13 protein-coding genes are annotated in these 14,322 nt (G+C 31.9%); 9 read left to right on the top strand and 4 right to left on the bottom strand.

Translation table 11 applies throughout. The annotated features are described in order from the left end of the window. The first annotated feature begins 61 nt into the window (after nt 1-61). From mreC to rodA, 4 genes are read left to right on the top strand one after another with little or no spacing between them, the layout of a single operon-like run. Nucleotides 62-886: a rod shape-determining protein MreC gene (mreC, locus tag HNP99_RS12050; RefSeq protein ID WP_173853639.1), complete on the top strand. Its 825-nt coding sequence runs from the start codon at nt 62-64 to the stop codon at nt 884-886. After that, nucleotides 879-1,385: a rod shape-determining protein MreD gene (locus tag HNP99_RS12045; RefSeq protein WP_173853638.1), complete on the top strand. Its 507-nt coding sequence runs from the start codon at nt 879-881 to the stop codon at nt 1,383-1,385. The genes mreC and HNP99_RS12045 overlap by 8 nt, the downstream gene beginning before the upstream one ends. Further along, the gene (gene mrdA / locus HNP99_RS12040; RefSeq protein ID WP_173853637.1) at nt 1,382-3,316 is read left to right on the top strand and encodes a penicillin-binding protein 2; all 1,935 of its coding nucleotides are present in this window, start codon (nt 1,382-1,384) and stop codon (nt 3,314-3,316) included. Before HNP99_RS12045 ends, mrdA begins: the two co-directional genes overlap by 4 nt. A gap of 18 nt (nt 3,317-3,334) precedes the next feature. Then, on the top strand, nt 3,335-4,570 hold the full coding sequence (gene rodA, locus HNP99_RS12035; RefSeq protein WP_173853636.1) for a rod shape-determining protein RodA: 1,236 nt from the start codon (nt 3,335-3,337) through the stop codon (nt 4,568-4,570). A 15-nt stretch (nt 4,571-4,585) separates the two neighbouring features. Here the strand turns inward: rodA and HNP99_RS12030 are convergent, their stop codons facing one another. Genes HNP99_RS12030 through HNP99_RS12020 form a run of 3 tightly spaced genes read right to left on the bottom strand, consistent with a single transcriptional unit; the run spans nt 4,586 to nt 8,789 of the window. Next, nucleotides 4,586-5,422 carry a DNA/RNA non-specific endonuclease gene (locus HNP99_RS12030; RefSeq protein WP_173853635.1) on the bottom strand — a complete coding sequence of 279 codons (837 nt, stop codon included), beginning with the start codon at nt 5,420-5,422 and terminating at the stop codon, nt 4,586-4,588. Nucleotides 5,423-5,446: 24 nt separating this feature from the next. Further along, entirely contained in the window at nt 5,447-6,553 is a 1,107-nt protein-coding gene (locus HNP99_RS12025) for an ABC transporter permease (RefSeq protein WP_173853634.1), read from the bottom strand. A gap of 13 nt (nt 6,554-6,566) precedes the next feature. Further along, the gene (locus HNP99_RS12020) at nt 6,567-8,789 is read right to left on the bottom strand and encodes a carboxy terminal-processing peptidase (protein ID WP_173853633.1); all 2,223 of its coding nucleotides are present in this window, start codon (nt 8,787-8,789) and stop codon (nt 6,567-6,569) included. A 208-nt stretch (nt 8,790-8,997) separates the two neighbouring features. Here HNP99_RS12020 and surE point away from each other — a divergent pair, with 208 nt between their 5' ends. From surE to HNP99_RS11995, 5 genes are all read left to right on the top strand, one after another. Continuing rightward, nucleotides 8,998-9,777, top strand: a complete 780-nt coding sequence (gene surE, locus HNP99_RS12015; RefSeq protein ID WP_173853632.1) for a 5'/3'-nucleotidase SurE — start codon at nt 8,998-9,000, stop codon at nt 9,775-9,777. Then, nucleotides 9,770-10,042, top strand: coding sequence for a hypothetical protein (locus HNP99_RS12010; protein ID WP_173853631.1), 273 nt, complete (start codon nt 9,770-9,772; stop codon nt 10,040-10,042). The genes surE and HNP99_RS12010 overlap by 8 nt, the downstream gene beginning before the upstream one ends. Before the next feature lie 71 nt (nt 10,043-10,113). Next, nucleotides 10,114-11,226: a lipid-A-disaccharide synthase gene (lpxB, locus tag HNP99_RS12005; protein WP_173853630.1), complete on the top strand. Its 1,113-nt coding sequence runs from the start codon at nt 10,114-10,116 to the stop codon at nt 11,224-11,226. A gap of 6 nt (nt 11,227-11,232) precedes the next feature. After that, entirely contained in the window at nt 11,233-11,730 is a 498-nt protein-coding gene (locus HNP99_RS12000) for a C40 family peptidase (RefSeq protein ID WP_173853629.1), read from the top strand. Nucleotides 11,731-11,769: 39 nt separating this feature from the next. After that, nucleotides 11,770-13,800, top strand: a complete 2,031-nt coding sequence (locus tag HNP99_RS11995; protein ID WP_173853628.1) for a ComEC/Rec2 family competence protein — start codon at nt 11,770-11,772, stop codon at nt 13,798-13,800. 3 nt (nt 13,801-13,803) lie between these two features. Here HNP99_RS11995 and HNP99_RS11990 read toward each other — a convergent pair whose 3' ends face one another. Continuing rightward, on the bottom strand, nt 13,804-14,262 hold the full coding sequence (locus HNP99_RS11990) for a thioredoxin domain-containing protein (RefSeq protein ID WP_173853627.1): 459 nt from the start codon (nt 14,260-14,262) through the stop codon (nt 13,804-13,806). Between the last annotated feature and the right edge of the window lie 60 nt (nt 14,263-14,322).

Here is a 14,322-nt window from a genome sequence, read left to right as displayed (position 1 = left end):
ATTTGATTTTAGTGAAATAGCACCTTGAGAACTTCTTTAAATAATAAAACAAAGACAAGAAATGCAGCAAATATTTAATTTCATATTTAAAAACAGTAATCGTTTACTGTTTTTGCTGTTATTATGCATTTCATTAGCACTCACAATACAATCTCATTCGTACCATAAAAGCAGAGTAATTAGTTCTGCTAATTTTTTAAGCGGTGGTGTTTACGAGAAAATTAATAATGTAAGTGAATATTTGAATTTAAAAACGCAAAACGAGGCGCTGGCTTTAGAAAATGCACGACTAAAAAGTGTGATTTTTAAATCAAAAGACTCTACAGCGATTAAAAAATTTCAAAACTTAAAAACAGACTTACCTGATGATATCATGGTATCTAAAGTTATTCACAATTCTTTTAATGTTCACGAAAACTTCCTGACCTTAAATTCTGGAACTCTTGCAGGTGTTGAGCCTGATATGGGAGTAGTAAACAACTTAGGAATTGTAGGAATAGTCGATAAAACATCTCCTAATTACGCTACTGTAATTAGCATCTTGAATGTTAAATCACGTATAAACGCAAAAGTTAAAAAATCAAACCATTTTGGATCTTTAGTATGGAATGGAAAAAATACTGGATTCGTTCAATTAATAGACGTACCGAGGTTGGCTGCTATAAGAAAAGGAGATACTATCGTTACAGGAGGACAATCGGTTATATTTCCTGAAAACATAAATATTGGAACAATTTATAAAGTAGAAATAGACGAGCAAACTCATTATTATACTATAACTGTTAAACTATTCAATGACATGACTAATTTAGGCCATGTTTATATTATCAAAAGCAAAAACAGAGACGAACTTAATAATTTAGAAAAAACAACGAAAGATGAATAGCACTTTGTTAGTCAATATTTCTCGGTTTATTTTATTATTAGCCGTTCAGATAGTTATTTTTAACAATATGACATTTTTGGGTTTTATAATGCCCTTCCCTTACCTATTGTTTATTATACTATATCCAGTAAACGGAAACAAATCAGGATTATTAATTGCTAGTTTTTTTCTAGGATTAGTAATGGATTTCTTTTCTAATTCAGGAGGAATTCATGCCACAGCTTGTTTGTTACTAGCTTACATGAGACCCTCAATATTTAAATTTTCATTTGGCGTCAGTTATGAATACCAAACCATTAAATTAAATGATTCTTTAACACCCGAACGATTTTCATTTATATTAATCTCGGTTGTATTACATCATTTTACACTGTTCATATTAGAAGCTTTTCAAATTAGTTTCTTCTTAGACATATTAATACGTGCTTTATTAAGTACCGTTTTCACCACTATCAGTTGCATTATTATAATATACCTTATTAAGCCTAACAAAAGATGAGAAAATTTCTGCTGCCTTCATTAATAATCATTGCAGCATCTTTGCTACTAATCCGCATTTTTTATTTGCAAGTCATCAACGATACTTTCAAATTAAAATCAGAAAATAATGGTATTAAGAAAAAATTCGAATATCCTGAAAGAGGCTACATCTACGATAGAAATGGCAAATTATTAGTTGCAAACCAGGCGTCGTATGACATCATGGTTATTCCTAGAGAACTTAAAAAAATTGACACTTTAGAGTTCTGTGAACTATTAAAAATTACTAAAGAGGATTACATCAAGAAAATCGCTAAGGCGAAGGTGTATAGCCCAAGACTTCCATCAGTATTTTTATCGCAATTAAATAAAAGTGAATTCGCTGCTTTTCAAGAAAAAATAAGAAAATTTGAAGGCTTCTACTTTCAAAAAAGATCCCTACGAGATTATGAGGTAGATTATGGCGCTAATATTTTTGGCTTCATTACTCAAGTAAATGAAAAGTTAATTGCTAAAAAACCGTACTATAATAGCGGTGATTTAATTGGTAAACAAGGAGTTGAAGAAAATTACGAAGAAATTTTACGCGGGATAAAAGGAGTAAAATACATTCAAAAAGACAAATACAACAGAGAAATAGGTTCGTACAAAGACGGTAAATATGATACAATAGCCGTACAAGGAGAAGACATCACACTATCTATAGATGCTGAAATTCAAAAATATGGTGAACAGTTAATGATTAATAAAAGAGGAGGTATTGTAGCTATAGAACCTAGTACAGGTGAAATATTAGCTTTAGTAACAGCCCCTTCTTACGACCCTTCCATTTTAGTGGGAAGACAGCGCTCAAAAAACTACACTTTATTGTATCATGATTCAATTGCAAAACCTCTTTACGATCGAGGTCTATTAGCTGAATACCCTCCTGGATCGCCTTTTAAAATCCTTACTGGGTTAATTGGTCTGCAAGAGGGGGTTATAGATGAACAAACCACATTTATGTGTCACCACGGATTTAGCTATGCACGAGGCCGATTCATGAAGTGTCACGGTTTTGGCCCACACAGTTTAAATAACGGAATATATAATTCATGTAACACCTATTTTGCACAAGTATACATGCGCACTATAAATAAATATGCGAAACCAGCTTATGCAGTAGACGTATGGAGCAAGCACGTACGTAGTTTTGGATTAGGACAATTTATGGGTTATGATTTACCTACTGGAAAAAGAGGAAATATTCCGGATTCTAAAACCTACAAACGTATTTACCCAAATGGTGGCTGGAGAAGCACAACTATTATATCCAACTCTATAGGACAAGGAGAAGTTTTAATGACCCCTATTCAATTAGCAAACATGATGGCAACAGTTGCCAATGAAGGATATTATTACACTCCTCATATCATAAAAAATATTAAGGGCGGTAAAATAGAACCTAAGTTTACTGAAAAACATGTAACCACTATTGACCGAAAGTTTTTTAAACCCGTTATTCAAGGATTATTTGATGTTTACAATATGGGGACTGCAAGAAGTTTACGCGTAGAAGGGATTGACATTTGTGGTAAAACAGGAACTGCTGAAAATTATGCCAAAATAAATGGTAAACGTACAAAACTTGAAGATCACTCTATATTTGTAGCCTTTGCACCAAAAGACAATCCAAAAATTGCGATTGCGGTTATGGTAGAAAATGGTGGATATGGAGCGACAATCGCAGGACCTATTGCAAGTTTAATAATCGAAAAATACCTGCGAAAAAAGATATCAAGAGTTGACTTAGAAACAAGAGTCTTAAAAATAAGCTTAAGAGATCGTTATGCTAAATTAGGAGGTATGAAAGAAGCAAGCGCTATTGAAACTACACCTAAAAACAATTTCGAAAAAAAGCCTACAAACGTAGATACTGCTGCAATAAGCGACAGCACATCTAAAAACTAATATAGCTATTCATTTCAAATGAAAAATCAAAGCATTAAAAAAAACCTTGACTGGACGTGTATTATCATATACATATCATTAGTTGCGATGGGATGGATTAACATCTACTCTTCCTCGTTATCAGCGACTGATGATACCGCTCAAAAACAACTTATATTCATCTTATTAACAATTCCGTTAATTTTTATAATCTTAGCTGTTGATGGTAAATTTTATGAAAAATACGCTAGTATTATTTTCGGTGGCGCGCTACTACTGCTTGCCGGATTATTCCTTTTTGGGAAAACTATTGCCGGACAACGCTGTTGGTATGCAATAGGAAGTTTTACATTACAGCCATCAGAGTTTGCTAAAGCAGCTACAGCATTGGCTTTAGCCAAATTCCTCAGTGATTCGCAAATAAACTTAAAAGAAACCAATAGGCAAATTCAAGCATTAGCTATTGTGTTCTTACCAGTAATGCTTATTTTACCACAGCCAGACCCTGGAAGTGCTCTTATCTATAGTATTTTTATAATTGTACTTTACCGCGAAGGGCTACCTTCTTGGTATGTGTGGACTGGTTTTATAGCTATTTTATTGTTTGTTTTAACGCTTGTTATCCAACCTATATATATTATTCTAGCCTCTTTATTAATTATTTTAATAATTTACTACAGATCTAGATTAGGAGATCGCAATCCTATTGCAAGCTTAGTGATCTTCGGATTAATAAGTGGATTTGTTTTATCAGTAAACTATGTATTTAATAATGTATTTAAACAACACCATCGTGACCGTTTTAATATATTATTAGGTAAAACAGTCGATTTAAAAGGAATTGGATACAACACTAATCAATCTGAAATTGCTATTGGATCTGGGGGTTGGATAGGAAAAGGTTTTCTAGAAGGCACACAAACTAAAGGTGGTTTTGTCCCAGAACAACATACTGATTATATTTTTACAACAGTAGGTGAAGAATGGGGTTTCTTAGGTTCGGTAACGGTAATCATATTATTTGTAACTTTATTTCTTCGCGTTATTTATTTGGCCGAAAGGCAAAAAACAAAATTTAGCAGAGTATATGGTTATTGTGTAGCAGGAATATTATTCATTCACTTCTTTGTGAATATTGCTATGGTTATTGGTATATTTCCAACAATTGGAGTACCATTACCTTTCTTTTCTTATGGAGGTTCAGGTCTCTGGGGATTTACAATTTTGCTGTTTATATTCCTAAAAATGGATGCTAACAAAGTAAATGAGTGGTAGTATTAAATCTTTTTTTTAATTAAAAACCCATGCTTTAATACTGCTATTTTTCTCTAAATTATTTTCAACAGCATCCTCTAGTTTAGGAAAGAAATCAATACCAGTCATTTTTTCGATACTATCCACAGATACTACAAAATCATACAAAGGTTTATTGCTTTTTACATTAGGAATCAAGAAAGCAATCATTTTATATTTTCCATTTGATTCATCAAGAATAATTTTATAGAAAAAATCAGGAACCACTACCTTTTCCGTACCTATGGTTTTAGAGGTGTTTTTTAACACTCCTCCTGTAACAACATAAACCCCATCATATCTTTGTGCCCAATAGCGTACTTTTTGCTCCAAACGATTCCATATTCCGCCATTAAAATCATGATTTTGTGGAGAAATATTAGAAGTATAAAACGTATCATCATAAGCCGATTTACTAAATTCCATATCTCCTGCTGGACAAAGATGCCCCTTATCATACCCAGACCTTTTATAATTCCTCCAGTCAGCTGATTGTGATTTTACTTTAGGATCTTCAATAAAATAAGGTCTTTTAAAATCATTATTAATGATGTAATTTTTTTTTAGTTCGTAAGCCAACCATTCTGCCTGCTCAGCATCTTCATTATAAGACAACGTGTAATAATCGTGTTTTATAATTTGATTATTCGTAGCAGTAGGCAAATAATCAAAAACAATATCCCCTACCGTTTGCCCTGCTTTAACTCTAGTATCATTTCTTACATCAAGACTATCCAATAATGTGACGTTATCTTGATATGCAGTTCCTTTTTTACAAGAAACTAAAGCAACTAAACATACTATTGAACTTAAAAACAGTTGGTTAATTCTCATATTTATTTTTAATTATAACATTTATTATTGTTTTACATCTAGTGCATCGCGTAATGCATTACCCATCATCATAAAAGCTAAAGTAAGCGACATAATTGCTAAGCCAGGCACCATTGCTAAATAGGGTTTCCCCAAAATAATATAACTGTAATGATCTTTGATGATACTCCCCCAACTAGGTATTGGCGGCTGTGCTCCTAATCCTAAAAAGCTTAATCCACTTTCCACAAGAATAGCACTAGCAAAGTTTGCTGCCGAAATCACAATAACGGGAGCCATAATATTAGGCAGAATATGATTGAATATAATTCTGAAATTACCAAAACCCAATGCTTTTGCCGCAGTTACATATTGCATTTCTTTCACGCTAATTACTTGTCCTCGAACCACACGCGCAACCTCTACCCACATGGTCAAACCTACGGCAACAAATACCTGCCAAAATCCTTTACCTAGAGCAAGTGTAATTGCAATTACTAATAATAACGTAGGAATAGACCATATAATATTTACTACCCACATAATAAGCGCATCCGTTTTCCCTCCAAAATAGCCACCAATAGCACCAAAAAAGATACCTACAACTAAGGAGATAACTACAGCAACAACACCAATAGAAATCGAAACCCTTGAACCTATTAACATTCTGCTCAAAAGGTCTCTACCATATTTATCAGTACCCAAATAAAAAGTTCTACTTGATATAAATTTACCTGCTGCCGCTTCAATTGACGTCTCTCCAACAAAAGTTTTCAAAGAAACTTCTTTTACCATTTGAAGAGATGGCTCGTCAGAATAGGCTACGTATTCAATTACATTATTCTTGATTTTATAACTCGATATGGGAATTTCAGTCAAACTATTGGCACCGCCAAAAAAATAATCAGAAAAACTACTTTCAATTTTATCCCCCAAAGGAATTGCCATGATTTTCACATTAAAACCTGGTGGCTTTGAGTGAATTGATAAATGCATTTGGTTTGCATTAGCTGATTTATCTGGCGCTAGAACATAAGCAAATACAGATACAAAGACTAAAACAAGTATAAATGCAAAACTAAAAACGCCCCAAAAATTCTTTTTGAATTTTTGGAGCGCAATAGCTGTTAAAGATTGTGTATTATTATTCATTTATAAACTACTACTATGATTTTACTAATTTATCGTTTTTTAGTTTATCGTTTTTCATTTTTGTCATGCTTCGCTTTTGATCAACACTTGTTTGTAAATCATCAAGAACATTTAAAGCCTCTTCGATATAAATATCTTTAGCTAAACTTTCATGCCATCTTTCTCGCTTTTCTTTCAAACTAGGATCTTGATTCATTTCAGTAACTTCATAAGGTAAAGATGTAAATTCCAAACCATTTTTATACTGAGAAAGCGGACGGTATTTTTTAGCTTTATCTTCAATTTCACGTTGAGCAACTTTAAACTTTTCCATGTTTAAACTGTACGTATTATCATTACTACGACTATCAATCCATTTTGCGTTTTCTTCCATCAATTGAAACTGTGGATTACTTGCAATACGTTGTTTACTATTGTTAATAGCTAAATTAAATCGCTGTGTTTTATTCCAAATAGTATATTGTGCTGGATCAATTTTATCCCATGGCATGGCATTATCAACATCACGTTCTCCCATTTTTAAATAAGCATAACGGTCTGGCATAACCACATCACTACTTACTCCTTCAAGTTGAGTAGACCCACCATTAATTCTATAAAATTTTTGAGTTGTTGTTTTCAAAGCCCCTAAATCACCTACAGTACTACTTCTAACAAACTGATTCAAATCAATTACATTTTGTACTGTTCCTTTACCATATGTTTGTTTACTACCAATTATAATTCCTCTTTTGTAGTCTTGTATAGCTGCAGCCAAAATTTCTGAAGCCGAAGCAGAGAAACTATTAACTACAATAACTAAAGGTTTGTCCCATTCAATTTTTGGGTCTTTATCATATAACACTTCTTTTTTTCTACCAGAAGATTTAATTTGAACAATAGGCCCTTGCTCGATAAACAATCCCGCAATATCAACAACTGTAGATAAAGATCCACCACCATCATCACGAACATCAAGAACTATTCCGTCAACATCAGCTTCTTTGAATCGCTCTACTTCTAACGCAATATCTTTTCCAGCATCTCTACCGTCTTTATTTTCGAAATCAATATAGAATTTTGGTAAATAAATAACCCCATATTTCAATCCATTTTTCATTACTACACTTGACTTAGCATAAGTCTCTTCAATTTCAACGATATCTCTAATTATTGAAATTACTTTTATAGTTCCATCAACTTTTTTAACGGTAAGCTTCACTTCAGAACCTTTTGGTCCTTTTATTTTCTTTACTACATCATCAAGACGCATTCCTACAATATCAACAGGTTTTGCATCGCCTTGAGCAACTTTCATTACAATATCACCAGCTTCAAGATCTTTACCTCTCCATGCAGGACCACCAGAGATAAGATCAGAAATCTCGGTATAATCATTTTTCTTTTGTAAACGCGCACCAATTCCTTCAAGTTTACCACTGATACTTACGTCAAAACGTTCTTTTTCTTCAGGAGCAAAATAATTTGTATGTGGATCAAAACGGGCAGTAATCGAATTGATATACACTGAAAACCAATCTTCTCTATTCAAATCATTCATAAACCCAAAATACTCATCTAATGATTTTTGAGCATTTTCGCGCGTTTCTTTTTCTAGTTCAGCGTACGATTTAGATTTATCAGTATTAGTTATTTTTGTGTCTTTATTTTCCGGGTCAGCTTCTTTTTTAGCATTTTCTTCTTGCGTTTTTAAACGATCAGTTAATGAAGACAAAGTCGACAATTTGATCTGCTTGCGCCATCTTTCCTTTAATTCATTAGAATTTTTAGCATAAGGCGCTTTTTCATAATCCGTATCAAAAGACTCATCAACTTTATAATTAAAAGGTGATTTTAAAATACCACAATAAATATTTTTACTCTCTTGCATTCTTTTCATCAAGCGTGTATAAGTAAGATTAAAGAACGTTAAATCTTTATTCACTAACTCATCATCTAATTGTGTTTCGTATTTAGAAAACTCATCTATATCAGACTGTAAGAAAAAACGTTTAGAAGGATCTAAAGCTTGTACATAATCTTTATAAATACCCCTAGAAAAGTTGTCATCTATCGCAGCAGGATTATAGTGTCCTTTTTCTACAACAAACATTAATAATTCTAAAAGTAACTTGTCTTTATCCGGGTCTGGTTCGTCTCCTGATTTAATTTTAAAAGCAAACAATGTCGCTGAAAGCGCAACAACTGCTAGGAGTATTTTATAATGTCTTTTCATAAAGATAATAATTGTATTCATTCATTTTTTAAACTAAGTTACGGTAAAAACTATGCCAGCAACCGTGAACTGCCTATAAATTTTTGTTAAAGATATAAAAATGTTTTTTTGTTTTAGCTTTAACGGTCGAAGTTAATAAAATTTGTTTCCTTTGTTTATGATTACTTGATTTAGAAACACATTTTGTAATCGAGATAAAAAATACAATTAAAATTCAAATTAAAAAAATATGTCAAAGACTAAACCATTAATTTTAGTGACTAATGATGACGGAATAACAGCTCCCGGGATGCGTGCATTGATTGCAGTAATGTCTGAAATAGGAGAAGTTGTAGTAGTTGCACCAGACAAACCACAAAGTGCAATGGGACATGCCATTACTATAAATAGCACATTGTATTTAAATAAAATATCTAAAGAAGGTGCTGACATAACGGAATATAGTTGCTCCGGAACACCGGTTGATTGTGTAAAATTAGCAGTCAACGAAATTTTAAAAAGAAAACCAGACTTATGTGTTTCAGGAGTTAATCATGGATCTAATTCTTCTATAAATGTGATTTATTCCGGAACAATGAGTGCTGCAGTTGAAGCAGGTATTGAAGGAATTCCAGCTATTGGTTTTTCCCTTTTAGATTACGACTGGAATGCCGACTTTGAAACCATAAAACCTTTTATAAAAAAAATAACTCAGGAAGCATTACATAACGGACTACCTAAGGATGTAGTGTTGAATGTGAATTTTCCAAAATTAAAAAAGGAGCAAATAAAAGGAATCAAAGTTTGCCGTCAAGCGAAAGCAATATGGGCTGAAAAATTTGATAAAAGAGTAACACCTCAAGGAAAAGACTATTACTGGCTAGCGGGTGAATTTATAAATTTAGACAAAGGCGAAGATACCGATGAGTGGGCGCTTGCAAATGGATATATTTCAGTTGTACCAGTACAATTTGACTTAACTGCGCATCACACAGTACAACAACTTAACAACTGGAAATGGAATGAATAAGTTAGCTGTTTTTTATGGTTTATTATTGGGTTTTGCTGGCACTTTGTTAGGTAGTTATATCTTTGTAACCTTATTTACTGAATATACTTTTTATACAGGTGTTCAAATAATAAAAATGCAAGGTTCATTAGGCAAACTTATTACTTTAGGATCAATTCCAAATCTTATAATTTTTGCCATTTTATTAAAAATGAATAAAGATATTATAGCACGTGGAATTATTTTATCTTTATTAATAATGACTTTAATTACGGTATTAATTTAAACACATCGTAATTAAATTACCGAGTGAGTTTTGGATTTTGGATGTTGCAGTTTTACACTAATTGTTTTTAAATGAAATATTATATTATAGCCGGAGAGGCATCAGGAGATTTACACGGATCTAATTTGATTAAGGAAATTCTCAAAGAAGATAATAACGCTCGAATTAGATGTTGGGGTGGTGATTTAATGCAACAAGCTGGAGCTGAATTAGTCTCTCATTACAAAGAGCGCGCTTTTATGGGTTTTGCGGAAATCATAAAAAACCTATCTTCTATTCTGAAATTTATTGACTTTTGCAAAGAAGACATTGAAGCTTTTAATCCCGATGCTTTAATTTTTATTGATAATTCAGGCTTTAATCTCCGAATTGCAAAATGGGCAAAACCAAAAGGCTATAAAACATTTTATTACATTAGTCCACAAGTATGGGCTTCAAGACCTGGAAGAGTAGAAACAATTAAGAATACAATTGATCACATGTATGTGGTATTACCTTTTGTAAAGCCCTTTTATGAAAAATACGATTACGAAGTAGACTACGTAGGACACCCATTAATTGATGCTATTCAAAATCAAAAAAACATAGATGAACCTACTTTTAGAAAAGAAAACAACCTAGACCACAAACCCATAATTGCCTTACTTCCCGGCAGCCGTAAACAAGAAATCACAAAAATGTTAACAGGAATGTTAAGTATTGTTGATGATTTTCCTGATTATCAATTTGTCATTGCTGGTGCACCAAGTCAAGATTATGCCTTTTATAAAAAATTCATTATTAATAAAAACATTAAATTCATAACAAATAAAACATATGATTTACTGAAAATTTCCACTGCAGCATTAGTAACATCAGGAACAGCAACTCTTGAAACTGCGCTATTTAAAGTTCCTGAAGTAGTTTGTTATAAAGGTAGCTGGCTATCATACCAAATTGCAAAACGTATTATTACCTTAAAATACATCTCGCTTGTAAATCTTGTTATGGATGAAGAAGTAGTAACCGAATTAATACAAGACGACTTTAACTATAAAAACATTAAAAAAGAGCTTACTAAAATTTTAGAACCTAATTATCGAAAAACACTTCTTACTAAATATGATGTACTCGAAGAAAAGTTAGGCGGAGTTGGCGCAAGCAAAAAAACTGCTGAGTTAATCGTAGCAGAATTAAAAAAATAAATTATTTTGAAAAACCTTTTATATCTACTTGCTTTCACAATAGTTTTTAGCTCTTGTAAATCGAGCTCAATTGTCACTAGTAAATCTTCAAAAAAAAGCACAAAATCAAGCAATCAACTAGCCGAAAATATTATTGAATCGGCTACTGATAATTTAGGAATAAGATATAAAACAGCAGGCACAACAAGAGCAGGGTACGATTGTTCTGGATTGGTTTTTACAGTTTATAGTGAATATAATGTAAAACTTCCTAGAACTTCAATTCAGCAGTCTCAAACGGGAATAAACTTAGGAAAAGATATATCAAAAGCCGAAAAGGGAGACTTAATTTTCTTTAAAACAAATAACCGTTCCCAAATAAATCATGTAGGAATTGTAACTGAAGTGTATGATGATGAACTCCAATTTATCCATACCTCTACTTCAAAAGGAGTAATTCTTTCTTCAACAAAAGAAGCATATTATCAAAAAACATTTGCACAAATAAATCGCGTACTTTTTTAAAAATCTGACTATCTAATTATAATTCTGTACTTTAGAAGAATGAAAGTACTAGAATTTCCATTAACCCAAATTACAATAGCTTTTATACTTGGTATAATTGCTGCAAATTTAACTGCTTTAAATAGTACTTTACTATTTGGCTTACTTTCATTATCATCACTAATTTTAGTAGTTTTTTATTTTATTAAAAAACGCATTATTGCACTTAATCTTTACTTTGTCTTTTCCGTTTATATCGTTTCTTTTTTTATTGGAATCACCACACAAATTACACATACTGATACTTTACAAGAAAGTCATTACACCAATAATCCATTAGCTTTTACCGCAAATCAAGAAATAGAACTCGTTCTTCACGAAAAGCTAAAAATGTCAACATATTCAGAACGCTATATCGCTTTTATAACAAAAATAAATGGCAATAAAACCACTGGAAAAGTCATTATAAACTTCCCAAAGCAAAAACAAACTGCCCATTTACTAACCGGAAGCTATATTAAACTAAAAACAAAATTGCTCCCTCACAAAACAGTTTTAAATCCTAATCAATTTGATTATGGTAAATATTTAGAGCGAAAACAAATTAATGCGCAACTGTACACTAACGATAATACTGTTGTTATAGGCAAAAAATTAAAAGAAGACATTTGGTTTTATATTTCCAATTTAAGAAACACTATTATAAGTAATTTAGAAAATAAAGGATTCCACAAAACCGAACTAAGTGTCGCAACTGCTTTGATAATGGGACAAAAACAAGACATTTCTCCTGATATTTTACAAGATTATCAATATGCAGGAGCAATACATATTTTATCGGTTTCTGGATTGCATGTTGGTTTTTTATTGTTGTTTATGAAATTTATTTTAAAACCCATTCCTAACACTAAAAAAGCTTCATTTATAAAATTAGTCATCACCATTGCCGTCTTACTATTCTTTGCGTTATTAGCAGGATTATCTCCTTCAGTGGTGCGCTCAGTAACTATGTTTTCTTTTTTAGCAATAGGATATTATTTGAAACGAAAAAACTCCATCTACTATACCCTAATAATTTCAATGTTGCTTATCCTACTTTTTCAGCCGTCATTTCTATTTGACGTAGGCTTTCAACTGAGTTACCTCGCGTTATTTTTTATTCTTTGGTTACAACCAATACTCTTTAAACTATGGAAACCAAAGAACAAATTACTTAAATACGCATGGAATTTACTCACCGTTGCCTTTGCAGCACAACTAGGAACGTTACCTCTTAGCATTTATTACTTCCATCAATTTCCTGGATTATTTTTTATAACCAACCTAGTTGTCATTCCGCTATTGAGTATTATTATGGTTTTGGGAATTATAGTAATGTCATTAGCCGCTTTTGGATACACTCCTATAATTTTAATAAAACCATTTGAATGGAGTATCTTTTATTTGAATAAAATCATCAATACAATTGCATCTGCAGAACAATTTATAATTAAAGACATTCCGCTAAATGCAGCTTTATTGATCAGCTTATATTTAGCTATAATCACTCTTACACTTTGGTTACAAAAACCAAAACTCAAACAACTTGCATTTACTTTAATAGCTATTATGATACTACAGCTAACTTATTTTCAAACACAATGGAACATAGGTAACCAAAAAGAATGGATTGTTTACAACTCTAGCAGGAACACCATTATCACAAAAAGAATGGGTAAAGACATTGCAATTTATGGTAATGACAGCATTTTAAAAGCTAAAAAAGATATTTTGAAAACTTATGAAATAGCCAATTTTAGTACGATAATAAGCAAAGAAAAAACACCAAATATATTCTACTTTAAAAATAAAAAAATATTATTAATAGATGCTTCAGGAGTATATATAGAGAAAAGCAAACCAGATATAGTTGTTTTGACACAATCGCCTAAAATAAATTTAGAGCGCTTAATTAATAAACTAAAGCCTAGTATAATAGTAGCAGACGCATCAAATTATAAAACAGTTCAAGAACTATGGAAAAAGACTTGTGAGAAACAAAAAACCCCTTTTCACGCTACTGCAGAAAAGGGATTTTATATACTAAAATAGCGATTAATAATCAGATGGACCACTTAAAACTTGTTTAGCATTAGCAATCCAAGCTTTAACTCCACCAGGTCTATAACCTGTTTTACCAATTAACTGGTAATTAATTCTCTCTTTACGAATGTCAGCTTTCGAAAAACATATAGTTGGTACTTCCTGCACACCAAAAGCTTTTTTTAGAGATAAATTACGTTCTAAAAATTCATTATTAGGACTATCAGTAAGGTCTAATTTCACTAAAATAACATTATCTCTTGACCAAAGTGCAAAATCTAATGTGTTAAAAATTTGTGCTTCTAAAACGCCTTTACTTGAGTAATCATCAGTAAACAAAAGCAACATTGGCTTCCGCTCTGTATTACTTATTGGAATTGCACTAACAACATCAGTATTCCAATTAATAACTTGAGAATTCATACTAAAGCAAAATAACAATAAAAGCGAAAAGAGTAATTTCTTGATCATATGGTTTGTTTTGGGGATATTTAGTAAAACTAACAAATAAACCAATAATTCCCAACAAAA

The sequence above is a fragment of the Flavobacterium gelidicaeli genome (assembly GCF_013294005.1).
Taxonomy (GTDB): domain Bacteria; phylum Bacteroidota; class Bacteroidia; order Flavobacteriales; family Flavobacteriaceae; genus Flavobacterium.
Note: the sequence above shows the minus strand (reverse complement) of the source record. Positions and strands in the feature narration are given on the sequence as shown.

Bases quoted from the DNA above. Each gene is read 5' to 3' on its own strand.
- HNP99_RS12020 (WP_173853633.1), bottom strand. From the start codon at position 8,789: ATGAATACAATTATTATCTTTATGAAAAGACATTATAAAATACTCCTA.
- surE (WP_173853632.1), top strand. From the start codon at position 8,998: ATGTCAAAGACTAAACCATTAATTTTAGTGACTAATGATGACGGAATA.
- HNP99_RS12030 (WP_173853635.1), bottom strand. From the start codon at position 5,422: ATGAGAATTAACCAACTGTTTTTAAGTTCAATAGTATGTTTAGTTGCT.
- HNP99_RS11995 (WP_173853628.1), top strand. From the start codon at position 11,770: ATGAAAGTACTAGAATTTCCATTAACCCAAATTACAATAGCTTTTATA.
- mreC (WP_173853639.1), top strand. From the start codon at position 62: ATGCAGCAAATATTTAATTTCATATTTAAAAACAGTAATCGTTTACTG.
- mrdA (WP_173853637.1), top strand. From the start codon at position 1,382: ATGAGAAAATTTCTGCTGCCTTCATTAATAATCATTGCAGCATCTTTG.
- HNP99_RS12010 (WP_173853631.1), top strand. From the start codon at position 9,770: ATGAATAAGTTAGCTGTTTTTTATGGTTTATTATTGGGTTTTGCTGGC.
- HNP99_RS11990 (WP_173853627.1), bottom strand. From the start codon at position 14,262: ATGATCAAGAAATTACTCTTTTCGCTTTTATTGTTATTTTGCTTTAGT.
- lpxB (WP_173853630.1), top strand. From the start codon at position 10,114: ATGAAATATTATATTATAGCCGGAGAGGCATCAGGAGATTTACACGGA.
- HNP99_RS12025 (WP_173853634.1), bottom strand. From the start codon at position 6,553: ATGAATAATAATACACAATCTTTAACAGCTATTGCGCTCCAAAAATTC.
- rodA (WP_173853636.1), top strand. From the start codon at position 3,335: ATGAAAAATCAAAGCATTAAAAAAAACCTTGACTGGACGTGTATTATC.
- HNP99_RS12045 (WP_173853638.1), top strand. From the start codon at position 879: ATGAATAGCACTTTGTTAGTCAATATTTCTCGGTTTATTTTATTATTA.